Annotated in this window: 18 protein-coding genes; 1 reads left to right on the forward strand and 17 read right to left on the reverse strand. The window is 36.0% G+C overall.

The genetic code is table 11. The annotated features are described in order from the left end of the window. Positions 1-257: 257 nt before the first annotated feature. Positions 258-1,136 carry a MerR family transcriptional regulator gene (locus RGU12_RS23415; RefSeq protein WP_309538210.1) on the forward strand — a complete coding sequence of 293 codons (879 nt, stop codon included), beginning with the start codon at positions 258-260 and terminating at the stop codon, positions 1,134-1,136. Positions 1,137-1,655: 519 nt separating this feature from the next. Here RGU12_RS23415 and avs4 read toward each other — a convergent pair. From avs4 to dnaB, 17 genes are all read right to left on the reverse strand, one after another. Then, the gene (gene avs4 / locus RGU12_RS23420; protein WP_309538211.1) at positions 1,656-6,362 is read right to left on the reverse strand and encodes an AVAST type 4 anti-phage nuclease Avs4; all 4,707 of its coding nucleotides are present in this window, start codon (positions 6,360-6,362) and stop codon (positions 1,656-1,658) included. Between the two features lie 156 nt (positions 6,363-6,518). After that, complete coding sequence (locus tag RGU12_RS23425; protein ID WP_309538212.1) at positions 6,519-7,601, reverse strand: hypothetical protein; 1,083 nt, start codon at positions 7,599-7,601, stop codon at positions 6,519-6,521. Positions 7,602-7,738: 137 nt separating this feature from the next. Continuing rightward, on the reverse strand, positions 7,739-8,218 hold the full coding sequence (rlmH, locus tag RGU12_RS23430; protein ID WP_309538213.1) for a 23S rRNA (pseudouridine(1915)-N(3))-methyltransferase RlmH: 480 nt from the start codon (positions 8,216-8,218) through the stop codon (positions 7,739-7,741). Positions 8,219-8,311: 93 nt separating this feature from the next. Then, positions 8,312-8,467 carry a CxxH/CxxC protein gene (locus RGU12_RS23435; RefSeq protein ID WP_010677398.1) on the reverse strand — a complete coding sequence of 52 codons (156 nt, stop codon included), beginning with the start codon at positions 8,465-8,467 and terminating at the stop codon, positions 8,312-8,314. 160 nt (positions 8,468-8,627) lie between these two features. Then, on the reverse strand, positions 8,628-9,860 hold the full coding sequence (locus RGU12_RS23440; RefSeq protein ID WP_309538214.1) for a S1C family serine protease: 1,233 nt from the start codon (positions 9,858-9,860) through the stop codon (positions 8,628-8,630). Positions 9,861-9,987: 127 nt separating this feature from the next. Continuing rightward, positions 9,988-11,100, reverse strand: coding sequence for an ABC transporter permease (locus RGU12_RS23445; protein ID WP_309538215.1), 1,113 nt, complete (start codon positions 11,098-11,100; stop codon positions 9,988-9,990). Then, complete coding sequence (locus RGU12_RS23450) at positions 11,097-12,356, reverse strand: ABC transporter permease (protein WP_309538216.1); 1,260 nt, start codon at positions 12,354-12,356, stop codon at positions 11,097-11,099. Before RGU12_RS23450 ends, RGU12_RS23445 begins: the two co-directional genes overlap by 4 nt. An 11-nt stretch (positions 12,357-12,367) precedes the next feature. Then, complete coding sequence (locus tag RGU12_RS23455; protein ID WP_309538217.1) at positions 12,368-13,300, reverse strand: ABC transporter ATP-binding protein; 933 nt, start codon at positions 13,298-13,300, stop codon at positions 12,368-12,370. 147 nt (positions 13,301-13,447) lie between these two features. Then, on the reverse strand, positions 13,448-14,077 hold the full coding sequence (locus tag RGU12_RS23460; RefSeq protein WP_309538218.1) for a response regulator transcription factor: 630 nt from the start codon (positions 14,075-14,077) through the stop codon (positions 13,448-13,450). A 16-nt stretch (positions 14,078-14,093) separates the two neighbouring features. Further along, positions 14,094-15,176, reverse strand: coding sequence for a sensor histidine kinase (locus RGU12_RS23465; protein WP_309538219.1), 1,083 nt, complete (start codon positions 15,174-15,176; stop codon positions 14,094-14,096). Between the two features lie 144 nt (positions 15,177-15,320). After that, positions 15,321-16,115 carry an exodeoxyribonuclease YycJ gene (gene yycJ / locus RGU12_RS23470; RefSeq protein WP_309538220.1) on the reverse strand — a complete coding sequence of 265 codons (795 nt, stop codon included), beginning with the start codon at positions 16,113-16,115 and terminating at the stop codon, positions 15,321-15,323. Between the two features lie 6 nt (positions 16,116-16,121). Next, the gene (locus RGU12_RS23475) at positions 16,122-16,898 is read right to left on the reverse strand and encodes a two-component system regulatory protein YycI (RefSeq protein ID WP_309538221.1); all 777 of its coding nucleotides are present in this window, start codon (positions 16,896-16,898) and stop codon (positions 16,122-16,124) included. Then, positions 16,885-18,219 carry a YycH family regulatory protein gene (locus tag RGU12_RS23480; protein ID WP_309538222.1) on the reverse strand — a complete coding sequence of 445 codons (1,335 nt, stop codon included), beginning with the start codon at positions 18,217-18,219 and terminating at the stop codon, positions 16,885-16,887. Before RGU12_RS23480 ends, RGU12_RS23475 begins: the two co-directional genes overlap by 14 nt. Continuing rightward, the gene (gene walK, locus RGU12_RS23485; RefSeq protein ID WP_309538223.1) at positions 18,200-20,029 is read right to left on the reverse strand and encodes a cell wall metabolism sensor histidine kinase WalK; all 1,830 of its coding nucleotides are present in this window, start codon (positions 20,027-20,029) and stop codon (positions 18,200-18,202) included. The genes RGU12_RS23480 and walK overlap by 20 nt, the downstream gene beginning before the upstream one ends. Positions 20,030-20,037: 8 nt before the next feature. Then, positions 20,038-20,745, reverse strand: coding sequence for a response regulator YycF (gene yycF / locus RGU12_RS23490; protein WP_116354469.1), 708 nt, complete (start codon positions 20,743-20,745; stop codon positions 20,038-20,040). Between the two features lie 238 nt (positions 20,746-20,983). Then, positions 20,984-22,420, reverse strand: a complete 1,437-nt coding sequence (locus RGU12_RS23495) for a peptidoglycan DD-metalloendopeptidase family protein (RefSeq protein ID WP_309538224.1) — start codon at positions 22,418-22,420, stop codon at positions 20,984-20,986. Between the two features lie 377 nt (positions 22,421-22,797). Continuing rightward, positions 22,798-24,162, reverse strand: coding sequence for a replicative DNA helicase (gene dnaB, locus RGU12_RS23500; RefSeq protein WP_309538225.1), 1,365 nt, complete (start codon positions 24,160-24,162; stop codon positions 22,798-22,800). Positions 24,163-24,208: the final 46 nt, after the last annotated feature.

Genomic DNA, 24,208 nt, shown 5'->3' on the forward strand with positions numbered 1-24,208 from the left:
CTTGCCATCTCACAAACATTATACATTTATATTATTCTTTTGTACAATGTTTGTTTCGAATAAAATTTAAGAACAAGTATATATTTTTGTGCTCATCAAGGTTATTTCCTTGTATTTTTGGCTTTCATCCACGTTTTACCTAGATCGATACTTTTTCTCTGTATCAAATTAAAAGTAAAATCATCTTACAAATCTAATTAAAAGGTGATGAACTTTGTACAATGTTATGATATGATGCTTATGAAGGTGGTATTAACGTGGAAAAGGATTCGAAATTATACATTAAAGATGTAGCTAAGATTACTGGCCTTTCTGAACAACTGATTCGCAAATGGGAAAATCGCTACCATATCATAAAACCAGAAAGATTAGCTAACGGTTATCGCGTCTACTCTTCCGACGACGTAACTACATTTATGGAATTGAAAAAATTACGTGACCAAAACGTTTCAATAAAAAATGCTGTTCAAATCATTTTAGAAAATAAAAAATTAGAGAGTATAATGGAACGATTACCTCAGGTTGAGCAAAGCCCGTATGTTGAGCAACTTATTGATAGAGGAATGGTTTATGATGAAGAGGGAATGATGCATATACTTCAAAAAGCGCATCATCAATATGGACTAGCTTTATTTTTACAAAATACGGTGCAGCCTTTTTTGGAGAAAATAGGGGTTCTATGGGAAACGAAAGAATGGGACGAAAGTCAAGAAAGCGTGTCTAGTCTCCTTGTAAAAGATTACCTAGCAGAGATTGATCGGCATTTTCAAATTATAGATGATGCTCCCCATGTACTAGGTTTCTGCTTACCAGGCGAATTACATGAAATTCCTTTACAAATTATATTATTACAAATAAAGATGAAAGGTTGGCGCACGACACGTATTTCTGCATCCCCTAAGTTCACAGCAATTGAAAGGTTAATCAACCATCTACAACCAGAGAAAGTATTATTTTCTGCTTCAACTCTCATTCCTTTTCAAGAAACAGAAGATTTATTGCAAGATCTAGATCTTGTTGCGAAAAAATTTCCTGAAATTGACTTTTATATTGGCGGTCGCGGAGCATGGGAATACACAAACCTCATAAAACCAAGCCATATACAAGTTGGATTTCATGTGAATGATGTGATTTGATTATTTTTGGGTGTCAGTATTTCCCATAACTTTAATATATAGGGGAGGAACAGGTACACTTCCCTGTATCGACAAATGCTTAATAACATTTCAACACTAGATATTTAATATTAACTAACAGAAAACTTTTATCTTATCGTTAAAATTAAGCCCCCTAAGACCAGTTTAAGAGTCCCAGGGGGCTGTCAATTTATTATGTATATTTTTTCTAATACAGTTTTAACTAATTCAAACAACCTTAACTTGCCTCTATTTATGGTACGGTTCTCCGTAATAAATCAAAATGAGAAAACACTATTGATTAAAGAAGGTCGATATTAAGTAAAATAAAAAAATGATGTGCTTTTTATATTTGGAACATATATGCTACTTAGTTAATTATTTTGTTAAATAATTTTTTCTATACATATTGAATTTCATTATGTAACCAATTGATACTAAGAATAGAAATAAAAAGAGAGAACCTAAAATAATTTTCAAGCTCTCACTATATTTATTTTTTAGCAATACTACAAGTTACTATAAAATGCTCTCTCTTAACATATATCCAGCAACTGAACCTTTCTCCACTAAAAAGTCTAATATGACAAGAACTTCTTGTTTTAATTTTGTTTCTCTTTTTAACTTTTCACGATTCTTATAAATATAGCTTTTAATTATGTTTTCTAAATGGTAAATAGTATTAACTTCCAACTGATCTATCCATATATTCTGATGCTCAGTTAAAATTGTACAAATCCACTTGATTCCATTAGAAAGATAACTTTGCCCTACTCCATTTAGTAATTTTGCTATTGCATATAAAACAGATGGAGATTTTCCAATATTTCTTGACACTTTACTAAAAAACCTTTTTTTCGTATCTTTAAACACATGCCATTGCGTAACGTTTTCTTTCCATGGTGACAGAGCAAAGAGATAACTTTTAATGATGTTTTGATTATAATAACCGTAACTTTCACCCTTGCTTAACTCGGCGACTTTTTCATAAAACAAGTCCCATACCAACCAAAAATTTTCATAAGTTTTGAGTGCATCCTCAGCAATGATGAACTCTTTGAATAAATCTGCCATAGATTCAGTGTTATTAAAACCCTCAATAAATGGGTTTAAATACACATTGACATCATCCCTTGGCGAAGTTAAAACTACCCTAGAAAGTTTCATTAAGAAATCATGTCTAACCTGGTAATCAACTTTTTTGTCTCTATCAGCGGATAGTAATTTTTCTGCAAAAGCATTTATGATGTTTTGAGTTATTAATTTATGGGTCTTATCAATACTCTTTAAAGGAATTAATTGAAATGCTGTTCTTAAGATGCGTAAATTTATATCTTGTATATTTGTTATATCATCTAAGGTAATTGAATTTTTTATAACCTTTTCTATATCTTTTTCATACTCACTGATAAAATTCTCGATTAATTCATTTTCATATAGTTCGTATTTATTTTGTTTATAATTTTCTTGTCTCATATCCTCTCGCATCGCTTCATATTTCGGTTTTAAATATAGAAATCCAAGGAGTAAGGATTGTGCGTCAGAGAAACTAATGCCCCACAAATGATTAAGTATTGCATTCGCTGAGTAATCTGAAAATTTAGCATAGGCTCCTATGGAACGAGGATCGAATAAAGTTAATAACAAAATGACTTTTATATTTTCTTTTTCTTCGGGAAACTTCTCAAATATAAGGGGCAATACAGAAATTGCAGCTTCAACTCCGTCCCATATCTGATACAAATAATTCGGTCTAAAAGAGGAAGAAGCAATTGTTAAAATGACTTCTTTACATAATTCCTTATCAGGTTTTGAAAGATCCTCAAAATAATCCCGGACTAAAACAGTACAAACATGAGCAGGAATCTTCTCTTCGAAAAGCTGAAAAGTCTCATCATTTTTTTTAAAGTTTTCAAGAATCTCCTTAACTTCCCGCAATGCTTGGTTTGGATTCTCTTCATATTGAGTATAATCTTTATACTTTTCATCATTTTTGACTTTAAACTCAGCCCACAGTTTTAATGAAAGGTACTTTGTTGCTTCAGAACTTTCTTTAAGTGCTGCATCACTATATTCTTTCAAGCTAGGATCGATTTCTGGATTAAAACTTATTTGAAATCCTTCATCGACTTCTTCAAAAGTAGGATTCATTTTTCTCCTATCCATTCGAGCAAGAAAAAGTCTCCATATTTTATCCTCTTCACTTGTATTGTCTGTAATTTCCTTATAATACTGGTCAAAAATCGCCCATATTACCTTTTGCCTTTCTTCTACTTCCTCATCAGTTACACCTTCACCCTTAATAAATTGGTACATTAAAGCGAGTTGCTCAAGTGATTTTTTTCTATGACTGTCATTGCAAGAATTTATTCTCTCATCTTCATGAATTTTATTTTTAGGTATCAAACCACTTCCAATCAAAAATAGACTGATTGCAGAGTTATCTTCTGACATTCTGCTAGAGTCATAAAGAAAAAATTCTTTTGTTTGGAATAAAACTTTGGCAACATTAAAAGTTTTCTCAGGGTAGGCTAGAACTACGCTCACCACTATTGAAGTTACCGATGCAGAATTTGAGTTTTTTATTAAGTATAAAAGATTACTTTCTAGTAATTTAGAATCAATGTTCTTTGCTGTTTTAAGAAGGAACTTTTCTAATGCCATATGAATCGATTGAAAAACATCAGGTGTAACCGAGGTGCCTCTATACGCTTTCCAAAGTCTTTCACTTATATATTGTTTTACTTTTTTGTGTTCTGTAACAACTTCCACTTCTTTAACTTCGAATTTATCAATATCTGATTTTACATAGCATTCAACCGTTTTATTTACAAAGCTAAGTAAGAAATCAACCGTTTCTTTAAATGAATATTGGAGCAACCAATAAACGGGTGTTTGGAATGCACTTGGAGGATAATAATCTTCTTGATTCCCATTTATACCGAAATCATCTTCGACACCAGGACTATAATGAAATTGGTGACGTTTTTCCTGAGGATTAAACCAATATAAATCTGCCAGTCTTAATACATAATTAGGAAGTGACTTAAGAACTTCCTGATTTTCGCCCAGTTTCGATAAAATAGTATTTACTAAGTTATAATAAGGATCTCTATAATTTCTCCAATCATTTATTATTACCTCATCAAAAACAGTAGAAAGTTCCTCCTTAATTTCAGCAGCTCCATTTAAAATTGTTTGAATAAGTTTATCTTCAATGTCCTCTCCTTTTGAAAGGTAAATGTCTTCCTTAACGATTAATTGGTAATATTTTAGGGCAATTAAAGCTGCTAACTTTGTCGTTACTCCACTTTTAAATTTTTTATTCCATTCATTTATTATCGGCAATATGAAGTTTAGTTTTTCCACTCCAAATTCATCTTTATATTTGTTAATTAGTTCAATTATACTTCCCCAGCCTTTTCCTTTTGGCTTCGTAAATATATACTGCATATCGGATATGGAATATTTATCGAATCCTAACCCTTTAAGTAAATCTTCATCAACCTCTTTACATGCTATTCTTAATAAAAAAGTTACTCTTTTTAATAATCTTTGGTTATCCTCAAGTAGCTTTTCCTCAAATAAATCAATAAAGTAATCCGAGTAAGCAGACAGTAACACTGATATCAAAACTTCATCCTTCCAAAAATAAGGAATGCTTTCATCTTCAATGATTTCTTCTATAAAATTTTCAAAGGAATTATCCTCGGATAAAAGCTTATCAGACACCCATTTTCTAAAACTTCGCCTAATGGGCAGAGACTCCCCAATTTCCTTGAAAAAATCATGGTAATTTTCTTGTCTGATAAATTCAGATTCGATTTTCTTTTCTAAAGCCCACTCTTCGTAAATATCATGGGTAATAAAGTATCCCGCTGTTTCATATCCGAGGATCCCATCATGCACCAAGGAATTAAGGGTCGATTCATTACAATCAGGAGAAATAAAAAATTGCCCTTCACATACTCTTTGAAAAGCAATCCTCATAAAACATTGCTCTCTGATTGGCTTGGATTTTTTTATCAACATATTCCATAATTTCTCTTTAAAAATTTGATAGTCAATAACTTCGTCATTATTATAGAACTTTAAATATTCGTTTAAATAAAAAGGGTTTCTTAGTAACTCCAACAGTTTCTTGTCGGTTGGCAAGTTAAAATTATAGGCTTGAGAGCATTCTATCAATTCTTCTACATTTAAAATTTCAATATAAAATTTGATGGGTTTAACTTGATATTGGTCAATAAACTGCAAATCCAAGTCAGACAAGTAATTGCTTCTTGCTGTAAATATAATTTTCCATTCATTTTTTATTAGAGCGGAGACAAATTTTTTGAATGGGTCTGTATCATCTAAATCTAATAACTTTTCACCTGAATCAATTACGACTAATTTTTTTTCTTCCTCTTGATGAGCTCTAATGAAATCATGCAAACTATGTTCGCCGAATAAGTTATTTACATTATTTAATTCGAACTCACTTGCCTTAAAAATATAAAAAGGAGTATTTATTTTTAGATCTTCATATAGCCTTTTGATAACCGCTGTTTTTCCAACTCCACCTACACCAGTTACCATCAATACTTGTTCATTTTCAATACCATTATTTATCCTTTCAAGAAGGACATTTCTACTTATTTCTATATTCTCCTCATTGAAGTTGATGGATGTTTGAATGTCCTCTAAAATAGACTCGGTATGGGCTTTTTTTTCCGCTAAGAGTTGAACAATATTTTTTGCAAAACTAAAGAAATGTTCAACAATTAACTCATTTTTCACAGCTACAAATGGTGATTCAAAGAAACTAGCCGTCCTCCATTCAATTTCGATATCAAGCTCTTTAGCCTTATTTTCAATATCAACTTTTACTTGGGGATCGTTTTGTTCAGGTTTTTCAGGATTATGACTCTGTCCCCACTCTTGATTTGTATAAAAAATAATTTTTGTTAAATTTGAATAGTCCCTTTTACTTTTTATTAAGGTTTTAATTAGATCACTTTTATGGATTGACAAAGTGGTTTCATAAAACTTCGCTTGCCATCCTATAAATTCCATATCTACATATACTGGATTGGTCTCAATACCTGATTGATTTTTATATCTAAAAATACCAAACTCTTTTCCGAATTCTACGCAAAATAAAAGATAACATAGCCATTCAAAGTTATTTTGTGGGTTCTCGCTAAATTTTGCTTTAAAGATATCCCAATCTGGCTTAATCATAAGTAGCCCCTTTCTTGTGTTAGACATCATTCTACAACTTTGTACATATTAACGCGATACCATCTTAAAACCATTTATTAGAGTAATTCTATGTAAAGACGAAGATAATTTATTAAATTAGGGCTATGGAAAAGTATTCCAACTCTGTAGTATGCCTTATAACTTTTTTCTAGATTTAAATTTTGTCCATATTCTTCTTTTTATTTTTTCCCAATCACTCATACTTTCAATAGAAGATATATTTAATGATTTGGATATTTCACTTTTAATCTTTGGAAAAAACTCTAGCAATACAGTTTGCAGTAAATTATCTACGTATACATTGTTTTTCTCAATATTCTCTGTTACATATTCAAAGAAATTAATTTGATTATTACTATAGTGCAATAAATTTCTTAGAATTTTACACTCCTTTCTTAAGTAATTTTTATATTGTACTAAAATTATATCCAAATCATTTAATCCTAAAGAAGAGTAATATTGAGGAGCTCTATCTTTAATATCAATTAAATTTTCCATTGTTTGATAAAATTTAATTGATGATAATCTTAAAAGTAAATACTTTTCTAAACTAAACTCTTTTACATTATAATCAAGGTGTTTTTCAATCCATAAGCAGCTGGAAATTTCATTTTGTATTATTAATAATCTCATTAAACAAACATTTAATGTTATATCTTCAGTGAAAAACCTTTTGTGCCAAACATCTTTCAAATCATAGTCTGGCTCATTAGTACACAATATATTTTTCGAAGGTATTAAAAGTGGCTGTTGAATAGTATTAATAATATCAGCAATATTTTGTCCAATTTCTTCAGAGAACCCTTTTATTATCTGTCCAGAATTAATAGAATTAAAAAATGGCGTATTGTCTAACACATAAGTAACGTATATTGTACTTCCTACAAGCTCGCCTTGATCTAAATAAAATCCTAAGTTATCAATATCTTCACCAAATAAGTTAAAATGAACATTAAGTATATTATTTAAAATATCTCTGTTATTCTTTCCCTGACTAGATTTAACTTTGTGACGAATAGGTTCGATTTTTTTATAAATAGGAATATCTCCCTTTAATACTCCGTCATTTCTTAGGACCTTTATTATTTCATATAGCATTAAACAACTATCACGAAAAAGTGAATGTACAGCCACACTAGAATAATTATTGTCATTACTAAACAAAAGCAATTTCTTTATACCATATAAATCATGGTTCATAGTTCTTAGATACTTCAATAATATCCCCCTTTGACAAACTGTTAATTAATTCAATTATACAATGAAAAAAGCCTAACTAAACGAAGTTAGGCTTTCACATTATAGCTAATTAACTCACTTTCAACATAAAATCACCATTACATAGAAAACCTCATTTACTTATGGTACGGTTCTCCCCTAATAATCCTGAAAGCCCGATACACCTGCTCCACCAATATCAACCTCATCAACTGATGCGGAAAAGTCATTTTTGAAAATGACAATGTATCATTCGCTCGCTTTATGACATCCTTGCTTAATCCTAGAGAACCTCCAATCACGAAGGCAATTTTGCTTTTTCCATAGGTTGCTAGGTTATCAATATCCGCTGCTAGCTGCTCGGATGATTTCATTTTCCCTTCAATCGCTAATGCAATCACATGGGTGTCATCTGATAGCTTTGCTAGAATCCGCTCTCCCTCTTTTTGCTTCACCTGCTCCATTTCAGTCTCACTTAAATTTTCCGGTGCCTTTTCATCAGCAAGTTCCACGATTTCCACTTTTGCATAAGCTGTTAATCGTTTTAAGTATTCATTGATCCCTTGGATCAAATATTTTTCTTTTAACTTTCCAATTGTCACAATTGTGATGTTCACAGTTATCCCCACCCCACTCACATTTTACAAACAAACTATCCACAGAAGTTATCCACATATCCACATTTTCTATCCGCATCTTGTATGGGAATATTAGTTCCCCACAACATATACCGCCTTATTTTGACAAAATTCACAGGTTGTTGATAAGTTTTCATCTTCAATTTTCGTCATAATTGGTGCAACCTCATGTTCATCCACCACGATATCCAACGCTAATTCGATATGCTCTTCACAACATTTAATCATTTTTTCTTCCTCCATCTATCTTACCCACAACCACTTGGGAATTATGGGTATAACTTTTTCTGTTTATTTTTTCTTATTCACATGTTCCTATCTTACCCATTTTAGCACATTATTTTGTCCACAAAAAAACAGGCGAATTCTCACTCCCCTGTTTTTGACACTACATGGATTCTCTTGCTAATTGAATGGTCGCCTTTTGCTTTTCGCCCGCTCGATAGAAGGTGACCTCCATTTTGTCTCCTACCGATCTTTTATATAAATGCTTTCTTAGTTCTACCACTGATATAATTTTTTCACCATCTAGTTCTACAATAACATCTAGCTCGCGTAATCCCGCTTGAGATGCCGGTGTATTTCGTAATACCTCTAAAACAGCTACTCCTTCTGTTACGTCATTCGGTAGATGTAAGGTTTGTGCACGATGGTAGGAGGAAATCTCACTTAGTGACCTAAGCTGTCCCACTCCCATAAATGGGCGTTTCACCTCTCCATATAGTTCAAGATCCTCAATAATGGGCTTTGCACTTGTAATGGGAATCGATAGACCAATTCCTTCAACCGCTTCCTGTGCGATTTTCATCGAATTGATGCCGATGACTTCGCCCTTGATGTTCACAAGCGCTCCTCCACTATTCCCTGGATTAATTGCAGCATCTGTTTGCATGACATCGGCATTCCAATCTGGCACTCCATCCTGATTAATATCAACCGGAATCGTCCGATTTAAGCCAGAAATAATGCCTTGAGTAACGGACCCGGAAAATTCAAGTCCCAATGGGTTTCCAATAGCAATGACCGGCTCCCCCAGATTAATAGTATCGGAGTTCCCAAATTGAGCAACCTTTTCTACATGGCTCGCGTCAATTTCAATGACCGCCAAATCCGTCCAAATGTCACTCCCAAGTAATCTTCCCTTCACCCTTGAGCCGTCACTTAAGCTAACTTCTATATCTGAAGCTCCTTCAATGACATGGTGATTTGTAACAATAAATGCTTTTCCATTTCCCTTTTTATAGACAACTCCTGAGCCTGTTCCTGCTGCAGTAGCCTCCTCCGCCCAAAAATTGGTTTGTTGAAGATTAACAATGCCCACGACTGCTTCATTTACCTTATTCACAGCATTGGTGATTTCAGACGTCACGCTAACATTAATTGTCTGCTGGACACTCTCTCCTGTTGCCGGTGCTTTTTTCTCCACATCATCTAGTCCGTTTACCTCTTCGGGAGCAGCATTCTCCTCGTATGGAAGTAAATGATACTTGGATAACGTCGGTAATAAAACAATAACAAGCAACGCACCAATGATGGCCCCAATTAATGCTGAAAAAAACCAGCCACCACGACCTCTTCGTTTTGATCTCTGATTTACATAATCCTGATCATAATACCCCATACCGCCATTTCTCCTTCTCAAAGTTCTTTTTATATTCAATTTTACCCATATTTTATGTAAATCATGACCTAACCCTAAACGAATAAAAGGCAGGAGCTGATCACCCCTGCCTTTTTCCAGTCCAAGATTATGCGTTTTTTCGTTCCATCACATTTATTCCGATTCCGATTAGCACCACTCCCATTAATGTTAAAATGCTGATTGGATATAGTAATTCATTAATCGATGCTCCGTAAATGGTAGCGGCTTTTAAGCCTTCCATCGCATGTTTAATTGGCACAAAGTTTGATACCTTCAATAAAAAGTCAGAGCTAACAATTTCCAATGGCCAATAAGCCCCGCCAAGCATCGATAAAGAGACCGATACAAGTGAAATAATGGCATTGAATTGCTGCGTACTTTTTACAACACTAACTAAAAACAGAGCTAAGGCGACAATTGAAAACACATATGGGACTAAAACAATTAATGTTTTTCCAAATCCCCCGTAAAAGTCCACTCCAACACCATACCGGAACACGAAAAAGATAAGAGCAACCTGAGCATATCCCATGAGGAAGCTATATACTAAATTACCCGCGTACATCTCCCATTTTTTTAATGGCGATAAAATCATGCGGTCCCAGACTCCCCACGTTCTCTCCTGTAAAATGTTGTGGACATTATAGGAGATCGTGTAAATGACAAAGAATAAAGTAAACCCGAAAATCGTCTGTAGCTGGTTATCAATAATCACGGCATCATCACCACGGAATGAAGCAGCCTGAATCTTAAATAACGGGTTCTCTTCCTTTTCTTTTAATTCTTCTATAATGGCATTAGGGTCGATATGGCTACTTGTTGCCGTTGCCTCTTTAATTTTATCTTCCAGCAAAAGATCCCCATAAAAGGTTTGAAGATAGCTTTCTAACAAATGAAGATTAGACGTTTCTGTCACTACGACAATCTTGTAGGAGTCCTCCTCCAACTTCACCGCAGCCTCAGCATCACCTTCACTCACCATTTTCTTAGCTTCCTCTTCCGTAACTGGTTTAAACTCAAAGCTTTGCGACTGGGTTAAATTCTTCCAGAGAGTCGTTTCTTCTATGTTTTCAATATCTGTATAAACGGGTATATTGATATTTGTATAATTTGCAGCACCTAATAATAATGCAAAGACAATACTCATCACGGTCATGCCAATCATAAGCATTGGCTTTCTCAAAAACAATTTAAATTTTGCCTGTAAAATACTTATCATATAGCATCACCTCTTCTCGGAAAGCTAAATACAGCCGCTGTTAACATCACTAAACCAAAGCCAAGCAAATATATGATATGATGATCAATTTCTGAAAGCTCTACTCCCTGCAGCAATTGCAATAATGCAGTCATCCCTGCACCATTTGGCGTGAAATTGCCCAATACCCCAATTAGCGAAGAAGTTTCACCAATCGGTGTAAAACTACCACCTAAAAAGGATAAAATCGCAACCATCACATTTCCAAAAAAGTTTGACACACCTTCTGAATCAATTCGGAAATTTAATGCGGTTAACAATGCCCCTACTCCACCAATCGCAAAGCATAATGACAAATTAACCAGGAAAAAACCAAGAAGATCATTCCAAACCACATCAAATACAAGAGAAGTAACTCCATATAAAATCGCTTGCTGAACAATCGAAATCACCATAACTGAGAAAAAAATACCACCTAAATACGACCATCTTGATGTATTCGATAAAATAATTCGATTATACACCTGTAACTGCTTTTCACGGTACGCAAATGAACCTAGATGAGACGCAATAAACATAATAAACATAACGCTCATACCGACGGAATAATATTGCAGGGAATTGATTGGTTCTCGTTTGGTTACAGTGTCAATTTCTCCTAACTTTGCACTACCAACTGCTTCTAACTGGATTCCCGCTTTTCCAATGACAATCATAGAAGTCAATTGCTTTTGAAAATTCACTAGTACATCCTCCACTACTTTTGGAGAAATCTCTTTTCCTTCATTTTTATAGAGTCTGATCGTCGCTGTGGAAGGCTCATCAAGTAATGCTGAGGAAAGTACATCAAATGTATAATTTTCAGGTATCTCTATGACAGCAGAATACTGGTCATCTTTTTTAAGTTCATTCAATTGTTCGGGCTTCACTTGCTCAAGCTCTACAATTTCTTTTAATTCCTTACTACCAAACACTTCATCTAGTAAAATCTGAATAGGACGTAGTTGGTCCGCTCCCTGGATTAATGCAGTTTCTGCCTCTTGTGGCAATCCCTCTGCCTTTACCTTTTGGACAAAAGCATCTATGTCCTTTTGTTCATCACTATGATCAATGAAAGCAACCTTAGCTGAAATGGAAGTTGTGTCACCTGCCATCACCCCACCTAAAGCAAAGCCCAGAATGGCAATAAGGATGAGAGGCATTAGAACTAAAACGAGTAGTTCCTGTGGATTCCGTATTAACACTAATAAATCTTTTTTTATAAATGGAATAATCATTGCTTCACCCCCTAGTCTCTTAGTGCTCTACCTGTCAGATGCAGAAAGACATCTTCAAGTGTCGGTGCCTTTACTTCAACTGAAATTAATACTGTTCCTGTTTCTTCAGCAAATTGAGAGATTTTTTGGAACAGATTATACTCCTTTGGAACAATAACCGTAACATCACGATCCTGTACCTTTACTTGACGAACGGTCGAATCTGCTTCAAGCAACTGAGTAAATTCCTCATTTGCTCGTTCTACTTTGATAGAAATCGTATTTTCAGAGGATAAAATATTCTTTAACTCTTCCTTCGTTCCAGATGCAATAATATGTCCTTTATCCATAATATATATCCGGTCACATAAGAACTCGACTTCCTCCATGTAATGACTCGTATATAAAACAGTCATTCCACGTTCTTTGTTCAGACGCTTAACCGTTTCTAAAATATAGTTACGGGATTGTGGGTCAATTCCAACCGTTGGCTCATCCATAATGATGATTTCTGGATTATGCAACAGTGCCACTCCAATATTCAACCTTCTTTTCATACCACCCGAAAAAGTTTTCACGAGATCCTTTCTTCGGTCAGTTAAACCAATTTGCTCCAATACCTCTTCGATTCGCTGCTTCAATTCGGCACCCTTTAATCGATATATCTCTCCAAAAAAACGTAAATTTTCTTCCGCTGATAAATCCGTATATAGGGCAATTTCCTGTGGAACCACACCTAGAATTTTTCGGATATTATGTGGATGCTTAATCGTGCTTTCGTTCATTAACCGTACATCCCCTGAAGTCGGAACAACCAATGATGACAACATCGAAATGGTCGTCGATTTTCCCGCTCCATTCGGACCTAGTAGCCCAACAATCTCTCCTTTTTCCAAAAACATATTGATCCCTTGTGCAGCAAACTTTTGTTTATATTTCTTCGATAAATCAATAATTTCTAACATCACGTCATCCTCCTTTATACTTCCATCATAGACTTTACTTTCTCTAGACAGCACTATCTCCGGTCACTTGTTTATGTAAAAAACATGACTTTAGTCATGTTTCCATTAAAAAAGGGCTGACCCTTTTGTTTGGACATCCCTTACGCCTTATGTAATATCATTTTTTACAGCAAAAATCGCTAACTGAGTACGGTCCCGAAGCTCTAGCTTATGCAAGATTTGTGTAATATGGTTTTTTACCGTACCAATCGATAAAAATAATTCATCTGCGATTTCTTTATTTGTCTTTCCTTCACCTACTAATCTGGTAATATCCAACTCCCTTGCAGACAAAGGCAATTCAAGCTTTTTCTCCACTTTATGTAATAATCGCGGCATCACCTTTGCCACAACCTCCTCATGAATCGGCAGCCCGCCTTGAAAACAGCTATGAACGGCATGTATCAATGCTTTTTGATCTGATGTTTTTAATAGAAATGCATTGGCACCATATTTCAATGCCTGGATTGCATATTCATCATCATTAAAGGTCGTGAGGATTAAAATCTTCACATTTGGCCAGCGCTCCTTAATCTTTCTCGTCGCTTCAAGGCCATTCATAACCGGCATGCGGATATCCATTAGCACAACATCGATAACATGGGCCTCCATCTTTTTGATGGCCTCTTCTCCGTTTTCTGCTTCTGCTACAACCCGTATTTGCTCGTCCTGTTGTAGCATCAACTTCAAGCCTTGTCTCACAATCGATTGGTCCTCTACAATTAACACATTCCACATGTTCGTTTCCCCGCCTTTACAGTTTCTCCAACGGAATCATTCCCTTAATCACAAACTGTTCATCCGTTTGATAGACTGCTAGTGTTCCATCTACTTCCTCAACACGTTTTCGCATATTTAAAAGCCCAAACCCCTCTTGATATGGCTCCTTCTTATGAATTCGGTTTTTAATGACAAACTCCATATTCCCGTCTGCTGTCTTTCCTAGTACCACCTGAACTTCACGTGAGTGAGCGTGTCGCATGGCATTTGTTAGTCCTTCCTGAATGACGCGATAGAGCACGACACTTTGTTCATTGGTAAGTCGCTCTGAAAGAATGCCTTGCTTTGTTGTAAACTGAACCATGATATGACTTTCTGCCTCAAGCTTTTTAATCAACTGTAAAATCGTTGCAATTCCTTCATGCTCCCTGTTTTTTAAGGTTCGGACTGCAAATCGAGTTTCTTCTAAGCTCTCTTTTGCCAATTCCTTTAATTCGTTGTAATGTTCAGGACCTTGTTGGATAGAAAGAATCTCTACCTGCATAAGTAGTGCTGTAAGCTTATGCCCAACTGAATCATGAATGTCCCTAGCTATCTTGGTCCTTTCCTGATAGCGAGCTTCCTCCTCGGTAACAAGAGCAACCCTTTTTACCTTTCGATATTCCCCAAGCAATTCCTCATATAGGCCGCGCTGTTCTTCCCGCTTAGTCCACAGTTCATTAACCTGTAGCGCAACAAGATAGAATAAGAGTATCAAAACATACACGGATAATTCCATTTCCATTAATAAAAACAAGCCCAATAAAGCAGCTATCGTTATAGCTCCAAACCATTTAAATGTTTTACTTTCTAACTGATTCGCTGCTAACATGACAACATACATCAATAATAAGTAGATAAATGAGTTTCCTTCTTCAACAACACCAAGCACCAATAGAAGTCCGGTTATTCCCCCATATAAATAAACCGGATTAGGTGAGATTTTCAGAAAAAAATAGAATGTCAGGACAGCCGCACAAATCATAATTGAATACGCGGATGGAACTGACTTTTCACAGATAAAAAACAACGTCCAAATCACCATGAAACCCGCTGTCCGCAAAACAAAAGCTTTCATACCATCCCCACTTTCATCCTAGTTTCAAGTTACTAGAAAATAATGGGTACGGCAAGTGTTTTCCAAAACAAAAAGCCCATCTGATCAAAATCAAATGAGCTTCTATGAAAATGCCCCCTTGCATAATCTTCTGGGCTATTTTCATTACACGTAAGCAAGCTTCGTTGGAACTTTTGGATCAGTATCATACAGATCAAATTGTTCTCCAACCACATACCCCTTGCTTTCCAAAGTTTGCTTAACAGACATGCGTGCTAATTCTTTTAAATTATTATCCTTACTTAAATGCGCCAGATAGATTCGTTTCGTGCGGTCTCCGATCACATCTGACATCGCGAGTGCCGCATCCTCATTTGAAACGTGCCCAACATCACTTAAAATACGGCGCTTGATGCTCCATGGATAATGGCCCATTTGAAGCATCGACACATCATGGTTGCTTTCGAACACATAGGCATCGGCATTTTCAATCGTACCTTTCATTCTATCACTGACGTAGCCTGTATCCGTAATGACAACAACCTTTTTCCCCTCATGATGGAATACATAAAACATCGGTTCGGCCGCATCATGAGAAACACCGAATGATTCAACATCCATATTTCCAAATGTCTTTACCGTCCCCATTTGAAAAATAAACTTCTGTTCAGTCGGGATTTCTCCAATATTGTGCTCCATTGCCTTCCATGTCTTTTCATTTGCATAGATGGGTAGCTTGTACTTTCTTGCGAGTACACCAAGCCCTTTTATATGGTCACTATGCTCATGTGTCACAAGGATCCCTGAAAGATGCTTAATTTCTTTGTTGATTTCTTTAAATAAAAGTTCTAGTTGTTTCCCACTTAACCCTGCATCTACAAGCAAGGAATGCTTGTCTGTCCCAACATAGAACGCATTTCCTGTGCTCCCACTTGCAAGCACACTAAAATGCAACCCCATAATCGTTCACTCCGTCTTATTAAGAATTTGTCCTTCAATGGCATTTACGTAAACCTCTGTCTCATCATCAATAACAACATGCCATGTCGGTGCTAATAACTGTGATTCAGAATATGGAACGAGTGGGTAATACCCAAATTCCATTTTAGATACATGGCTACCTGATTTTAAATGATAATTTTCATAAAGATTTTCTAAGGTCTTGATAGGCGTAATTAACTCTTCCAACTTATGCTCTTCAAACTCAGGAATTAATGTTTGCTCATATGATACGACTTCATGATCGTCATTTACATATAAGTAAATAACCCCACTAATATTTAGAGACTGACCAAAGATCTTGTAATTATTATGTTGTTGAACTAAAACAATCGTCCCTGTCTCTTCATCCACACTCCAAACGGTATATTTCTCACCGTCTAGCAAATGATCCTTCACAAACTGATGTATTTTCACTTGGTCCGTTATCGATATTTTAATAGGGTCACTAAATTTACCCTTTAACACCCCAGTGGTTTCGAGGTTAACGTCCTGGTTTTTAAGTTTTTTGACATCGTCCTCTGTAAAAATCTTTACCTTGCCACTGATATAACTTAATTCTTTCGGTTCCTTCGGTAAAGCTTCGTACGTAATTCCTTCATCCGCTAGTTTCTCATCGATAGTACGTTCTGCTATTTCATCCAATTGGCTACTATCCCTTTTTTGAACAAGCTGATACCCTAAAAAGATATTTAGAATCAGGAAGGTAATGATAAATACAGACTTGGTTTTACTCCAATCCATCTTCACGCCCCCCTATATCCTCACCCTTTACATCAACCTTTCCCCATTGTCCATTATACCTGTATGACCAAATCGGTTGAAGTGAAACAAATTGGGAATTATCTTCATTCTCCTTTAGCTCATATGCAACTGTCACACTGTCAAGCAACTCAGGATTAAAATCCCGCTTAGAGGTGATTTTCTCCATTACTAATTCACCCTTTAAAAGGTTCTCCGGGCTTGGAGGCAAACCAATTTGTAGGCTTACCATCGGATGGTCATACTTCACAATCTCATTATTCTCCCATTGCTGTGTGATATCCACCAGACCCCTGTGGTCAAAGACAGGAATGTTTTTAACATATAATTTAAACACTGTCGTTTGGCTCTCTTTATTCCAGCTAAAAAAGCGGTAGTCATCTGTCCAGCCAACATGTTCATTAACAAAATCTATACTTGTCTGAATTAAATCTGTCGTATCTGATTGATTTCCACTCATTCCCGTTGGATTAATAAATTCAATGTACTTCTGATTGTTAAAGACCCTAAGAAGTCTTGTTCCATCCGTATGAACCTCACCTGTAGAGAGTCTATCCCCTTTTACAAGGTCAGGATCCGTAAATAAACGGTCAATAAAGGTTTTAATATCGATTGTATCAGTAAAATAGTCAAGGCGATTTACAACTGTTTCATCCTTTGGCAAATAAACCGAATTTGTCTCTGAAAGTGAATATTCAATTTGCTCAGGATATCTCTTCGCCGTATTATAGAAACTTCTTTTAAAATCTCGTGTTAACCTGCTATTAATCCGGGCCTCATACACCAAGTTATCACCTGTTGACACAAAGTACACGATGCCCTCTTCACGATTCTCCGAATTGACATCAATAACAAATCGATCAAATGAAATCAACGAATGTTCTTTATCATTAATTTTTAAAAATGATTTATATAGTTGCAAGGGAAATGGATCTGGGAAGAAAATTTCAGCATGTCCACTTTGACTCAAAAAGTCTGCTAAACCAACTTCTTGAACAGCATGTGTAATGTTTTGAACATCTTGAATTTCCCATGTCCCAATTTCTTTCATCACTCGATTTAGTTCTGTCTCACTAAAGGTTCCAAAATGCTGGCCATCAATGTGATAGAGAATTTTACTTGGTTTAATAATCAAAGATGTTTCCTTTTTAACATTTTCCGTTACTTCCTGAACTAAATTGTCTCCTTCTATGGCCTTATATTCGGGCTGATAAGTCCACAAAGTCCAAGTTAGAACAATGCTTGAAAGCACCAAGATGATTAATATGGTTGTTTTAATTGATTCATACTTCATCCCATTCATCCTCTAGCCCCTCTTGATTTCCATCAGTTGGTAGAGTAAAGAAAACAGTTGTTCCAACCCCTTCTTCACTTTCAGCCCAAATTCTACCTCCATGAGCAACGACCATTTCTTTGGCAATTGCGAGTCCTAACCCAGTTCCCCCTAATTTACGAGTTCGCGCTTTATCCACCCGGTAAAAACGGTCAAAAATACGATTAATGTTATCCTTAGGGATTCCAACACCCTGGTCAGCCACACTTATTACAATTTCATCATTTACCTCCATCAATTGGAATGTGACTGTACCTCCCTCTGGGGAATACTTCAATGCGTTTGATATGACATTATCAAGTACCTGTGTAATTTTATCCGGATCGAATTCTAGATAAATTGACTTCTCTGGTAAATTACGGACGAATGAAACATGCTGCTCCTTCGACATCTCGAATCGGTCAATAATTCGATGAAAGTATTTTGTAAAGTTAATTAGCTCTTTTGAGAATTTGTAGTCCTTGCTATCAAGTTTTGATAGCTTCAGCAAGTCATTCACGAGTCGAATCATTCGCTCAGTTTCAGTTTGTGTAACATTTAAAAACTGCGGTGCAATCTTTTCGTCCTTCCATGCTCCTTCTGCTAGTGCTTCAAGATAGCTACGCATGGTCGTTAATGGCGTTCTAAGTTCATGCGAAACATTTGCCACGAACTCTCTTCGTTCACTTTCAATTTTCTCCTGCTCAGTTACATCATATAAAACAGCAATTAACCCATTAATAAAGCCTGACTCCTTTTTAATAACCGAAAAGCTAACCTTGATAATGTATTGCTTTTTATGGGTACTAAAATCAAGTATTTCTGTATCAATATCGTGAACAAGCTCCTCGAACGTGTATTGCTCGTCTAATCCTAAGACAGATACAATGGATTCATTAAGGACTGTTTCACGTGAAACATCAAGCATATTAACTGCAGGCGTATTAATTAAAATGACTCTTCCCTTTTTATCAGTGGCAATTACCCCATCTGTCATATGGGCCAATACCGAGGAAAGCTTCCGACGTTCACCTTCTGTTGTCGCCTGTGCATCCTGTATTTTACTGGATAAATTATTAAAGGTCATGGCCAATTGACCAATCTCATCTTGACCAAACACCTTTACCTTTTTCGAATAATTCCCTTTCCCTAATTCCACTACATGCTTCCTCATTGCGGAAATTGGCCTTGTAATGGTCTGTGCAACAAAGATCCCGAGAATTGCGGTAATCGCCATCGCAATCCCTGTTCCTGTTACGAAAATGTCGTTGATTTCTTTTATATCATCGTAGACATTTTCCAACCTTGCTTTTAAATAAATGGCGCCAATGATATCTCCATTCGAACGAATCGGTGTTGAAGATATATATACGCGGTCATATTCCTGTCGCCGTACATCATCTAGATTATCACCTAATAATAACGTACGTTTGACCAAATCTATATTTGACTTTCGTCCAACAACGCCTTGACTATACGGATCGGAGGTTCCTATTACGCGACTTTTATTATCAATTACCTGGATTTCCTGAATATCCTCTGACTCATAGTCTCTTAAAATACTCCGGATATCCTTTTCTAAAGTTGTTGGATCCTCCCGCTCCTTAATCATTTCCTGTTCCATGCTAAACGCTAGCATATTGACACGTTCATTTAACGATACTTTAAAGTTTTCTACTAATCGCAACTCCAGTTTCCCAATAAAATATACACCGATAATTTGCATGGCAATTAAAATGAGTAGCAAATAAATAAGTGCAAATTTAATGTGAATGGACTGAAAAAAACCTAGTCGTCTCATTTTGGGATTTACTCCTGATCAGGATTTCGTAAATAATAGCCAACTCCACGCCTTGTCACAATCCATGTTGGATGACTTGGGCTGTCTTCAATTTTTTCACGCAAACGACGGACGGTAACATCTACTGTTCGTACATCTCCAAAATAGTCATAGCCCCATACGGTTTGTAATAAATGCTCTCTTGTCATGACTTGACCTAAGTGCTTCGCTAAATAATGCAAGAGTTCAAATTCGCGATGAGTTAATTCAATCGTTTCACCACGTTTACTTACTACATAGGCATCAGGATGGATGACAAGTGAACCTACTGTTATTTCACTTGATGTATCCTGGCTAACCGCCTCGGAAATTTGTTGGTGTCGACGTAGGTTTGCTTTTACCCGTGCAAGCAGTTCTCTTGTACTAAACGGTTTTGTGACATAGTCATCAGCACCTAGCTCAAGACCCAATACTTTATCAATTTCAGAATCCTTTGCTGTCAACATGACAATTGGCATATCATGTTTTTTTCGTACCTCACGACATACCTCCATCCCATCCTTATGTGGTAACATGATGTCGAGAAGAATAAGGTCTGGTTCCACTTCTTCCACCTTTTCTAAGGCCTCATTGCCATCATAGGCACATACTACCTTATATCCTTCTTTTTCAAGATTAAATTGTAATATATCTGCAATTGGTTTCTCATCATCTACTACAAGAATTACTTTTTCCATTCGCGATTACTCCTTCACTTTGAAATAATTTATGTGGTTTCATTTATATAGTTCGAATTGTTCTTTTTATTTTGCTCCTTTATCTCTAACTTTAGCAGAAAAAGGGAGGTATATCATTAGTAAGTGTGAAAAAAACGGTGATTTAGGACGTTTGTCCTTTCCTTTTCCGCCTTTGTCATTCTTTATACTTATGAAAAAACCTTCAGCATCATGCTGAAGGTTTTGTGTCACATTTAGTTTAGTTTAGATATTCTAACGGGTTTTTCAGAGCCCCATTTATATATAATTCAAAATGTAAGTGAGTTCCGGTTGAGTTTCCAGTTGACCCCATTACACCAATTTGTTGGCCTCTTGTAACAGTTTGTCCAACACTTACATGAATCGAGGATAAGTGTGCATAAATTGTTTTCATTCCATTGTTGTGGTTAATCACAATTTTATTACCGAAACTTCCATCATAACCAGCTTCTACAACAGTTCCATTGTCCGCTGCCTTAATCGCATAATTGCTTGGTCTTGCAATATCAATTCCTTTATGAAGTCTTCCCCATCTATATCCAACATGACTAGAAATATAACCGCCAACTGTCGGCCATGCAAGCTGACCAGATCCTCGAGATGGAACTACCTTTGTTCCTTTTTCGATAATCTCAGTTACTGGTTCCTTGGTGATGGATTCACCCAGCTTATTTGTTTCAGTTGTCACACCATTGATGATTTTATATTCATAGTGAACAGTCTTTTCACCATCTTGACCTTCTTGGGTTACTTTATTGTCACCTTTAAACATATTTGAATTTTCATTTACCTTTGTTTCAAACTTAATTGTTTCTTTTTGATTTTCCTCTTTTTTAACAACAACTGTTAAAAATGGCTTATACGCTGTTACATTTAACTCTTGTCCGATTTGAAGCAAAGTATCTTCAGTCATCCCCGGGTTTAATGCTAGTAATTCAGCAGTTTTCAAATCATGGTCAACTGCGATAGAGCCTAGAACATCCCCCTCTTTAACCTGATACTTTTTCTCCTCTAAAGTTCCCTTTTGAAGCAATGTAACAGTATCAGCAGGACTATGAACCTGCTCAGGTAAAACTTTTTCATCTGAAATTGAAACTTTTTCTACAAATGAAACGTCTAATAAACGAGATTGTCCTTCAGCTAATGCTGGTAGGGGCTCTTCTGAGTTTGCTCTAGCTTCAAGCTCCTGCAACTCTTCTTCGTTTACATATTGTAATTTTAATTGTTTAAGAGCTTCATTTGCTTCTTCCTCATTTTTAAGGTAGGCAACTGGCTCTCCGTCAACAGTAATAGCTTTAGCTTCAGCTGCAATTTCTAGCTCAGTTTCTAACCTCTTTGCAGTTGTAGCATTATTAAAAGTAGGATGAAAAGCTTGTTCTTCAATCACGGATACATTATCTGCAACTAATTCTAGTCCTTGATACTGGTCCTTTAAAGAATCAACCTTCTGATCAATTACTTTTTCAACGACATTTTTGGAATCAACTGTTCCAACTCTTTGGCCATCTATGTATATGTGATACACGGTTTGAATTTTTGTATCCGCTGATACAGTTCCAAACACGAGTGTTGAAAGTGCAACAGATGTAATGGCAACTCGTTTAAATAAAGTCATGTATGTTCTTGGTGCTTTTTCATTATTATTTTGATTTGACACGGTCTTTCCTCCCTGAACAAAGGTTGCTTGTCCGAAATACTCGTTCCTCTCACCCTGTGAGTTGAAAAGCGTTGTCTTACAAAATACGCCAAGACGTATTCGATAGTTCGACAAATCTCTCTATTTTATACTTTATTAATTTACCATAGAATTTGAAAAATAGTATACTAGTTTCCAATATGTAATATAATTGTAGTATTGCTTCCAATTTTTTACACAAAAATGTGGGATTTTGACATAGATTTGGGTCTATCAACTTATAGAACCTCGCATTTTTTGTCGATTCTCCACATCTAAAGGCATCTATTTACTATATTTCATAGATAAAATGACATAGATAAAAAAAGACGTATCACAAATTGTGACACGTCTTTTCTTTACGCTCCTGGTGGAATACCGGCGTCGTCAAACCTTCGTTCGAGATTAACGAATTTATTATATTCTTTTACGAATGCTAGCGAAACCGTTCCTACCGGGCCGTTACGTTGCTTCGCAATGATAATTTCAATGATATTCTTATTCTCTGACTCTTTGTCATAATAATCATCACGGTATAAGAAAGCTACAATATCCGCATCCTGCTCAATACTTCCTGATTCACGAATATCTGACATCATCGGACGCTTGTCCTGTCTTTGTTCAACACCACGGGAAAGCTGGGATAAGGCAATAACAGGAACCTTTAACTCACGAGCTAATGCTTTTAAGGAACGTGAGATTTCAGAAACCTCTTGTTGGCGGTTTTCGCCGCTTCTACCGCTTCCTTGAATCAATTGAAGGTAATCGATCAGAATCATCCCTAATCCACTTTCTTGCTTAAGTCTACGGCATTTTGAGCGAATCTCATTAACACGAATCCCTGGGGTATCATCAATGTAGATTCCTGAATTTGATAAGCTTCCCATTGCCATCGTTAGCTTACTCCAGTCTTCAGGTGTTAAGGAGCCTGTACGTAGATTTTGGGCATTGATGTTTCCTTCAGCACAAAGCATCCTCATTACTAGCTGCTCAGCTCCCATCTCTAAACTGAAGATGGCAACATTCTCATCGGTCTTTGTTGCTACGTTTTGGGCAATATTAAGAGCAAAGGCTGTCTTACCAACAGACGGACGGGCTGCTACGATAATTAAGTCATTTCGTTGGAATCCAGCTGTCATTTTGTCAAGCTCAGTAAACCCTGTTGGGATTCCCGTAATATCGCCTACACGATTATGAAGGGTTTCAATATTATCATAGGTCTGGACGAGAACATCTTTAATATTTTGGAAAGCACCCGCATTTTTACGGTTTGCCACTTCCATAATATTTTTTTCAGCCTCACTTAAAAGAGAGTCAACCTCATCTTCCCGTGAATAACCATCCGTTGCAATCGTCGTTGCCGTACGAATCAATCGTCGTAAAATCGATTTTTCTTCAATGATTTTCGCATAATATTCTATATTGGAGGCGGTTGGAACAGACCCTGCCAATTCACTTAAGTAAGAAACTCCACCAATTTCATCTAAAATTTTTACATCCGCTAACTCAGAAGTAACCGTGACAAGGTCGACCGGTTCACCTTTATCTGAGAGATTTAGCATCGCGTCAAAAATCTTTTGGTGGGATGTCCGATAAAAGTCTTCTGGAATCAATATTTCTGAAGCAAGAGTAAGTGAACTTGGTTCTAGAAAGATCGCACCTAAAACCGCCTGCTCTGCCTCTATATTTTGCGGAGGAATACGATCAGCAAAAATGTCACTCAACTATTCTCCACTCCCTTTATTTGTATAAATTTGTGATTGTTGTCTA

Origin of the sequence: Ferdinandcohnia sp. QZ13, assembly GCF_031324165.1 — a bacterium.
Taxonomy (GTDB): Bacteria; Bacillota; Bacilli; order Bacillales; family Bacillaceae_L; genus Ferdinandcohnia.

Coding starts and splice junctions, on each gene's coding strand:
- avs4 (WP_309538211.1), bottom strand. CDS start 6,362: ATGATTAAGCCAGATTGGGATATCTTTAAAGCAAAATTTAGCGAGAAC.
- RGU12_RS23435 (WP_010677398.1), bottom strand. CDS start 8,467: ATGATTAAATGTTGTGAAGAGCATATCGAATTAGCGTTGGATATCGTG.
- RGU12_RS23440 (WP_309538214.1), bottom strand. CDS start 9,860: ATGGGGTATTATGATCAGGATTATGTAAATCAGAGATCAAAACGAAGA.
- RGU12_RS23445 (WP_309538215.1), bottom strand. CDS start 11,100: ATGATAAGTATTTTACAGGCAAAATTTAAATTGTTTTTGAGAAAGCCA.
- RGU12_RS23450 (WP_309538216.1), bottom strand. CDS start 12,356: ATGATTATTCCATTTATAAAAAAAGATTTATTAGTGTTAATACGGAAT.
- RGU12_RS23455 (WP_309538217.1), bottom strand. CDS start 13,300: ATGTTAGAAATTATTGATTTATCGAAGAAATATAAACAAAAGTTTGCT.
- RGU12_RS23460 (WP_309538218.1), bottom strand. CDS start 14,077: ATGTGGAATGTGTTAATTGTAGAGGACCAATCGATTGTGAGACAAGGC.
- RGU12_RS23465 (WP_309538219.1), bottom strand. CDS start 15,176: ATGAAAGCTTTTGTTTTGCGGACAGCGGGTTTCATGGTGATTTGGACG.
- yycJ (WP_309538220.1), bottom strand. CDS start 16,115: ATGGGGTTGCATTTTAGTGTGCTTGCAAGTGGGAGCACAGGAAATGCG.
- RGU12_RS23475 (WP_309538221.1), bottom strand. CDS start 16,898: ATGGATTGGAGTAAAACCAAGTCTGTATTTATCATTACCTTCCTGATT.
- RGU12_RS23480 (WP_309538222.1), bottom strand. CDS start 18,219: ATGAATGGGATGAAGTATGAATCAATTAAAACAACCATATTAATCATC.
- walK (WP_309538223.1), bottom strand. CDS start 20,029: ATGAGACGACTAGGTTTTTTTCAGTCCATTCACATTAAATTTGCACTT.
- yycF (WP_116354469.1), bottom strand. CDS start 20,745: ATGGAAAAAGTAATTCTTGTAGTAGATGATGAGAAACCAATTGCAGAT.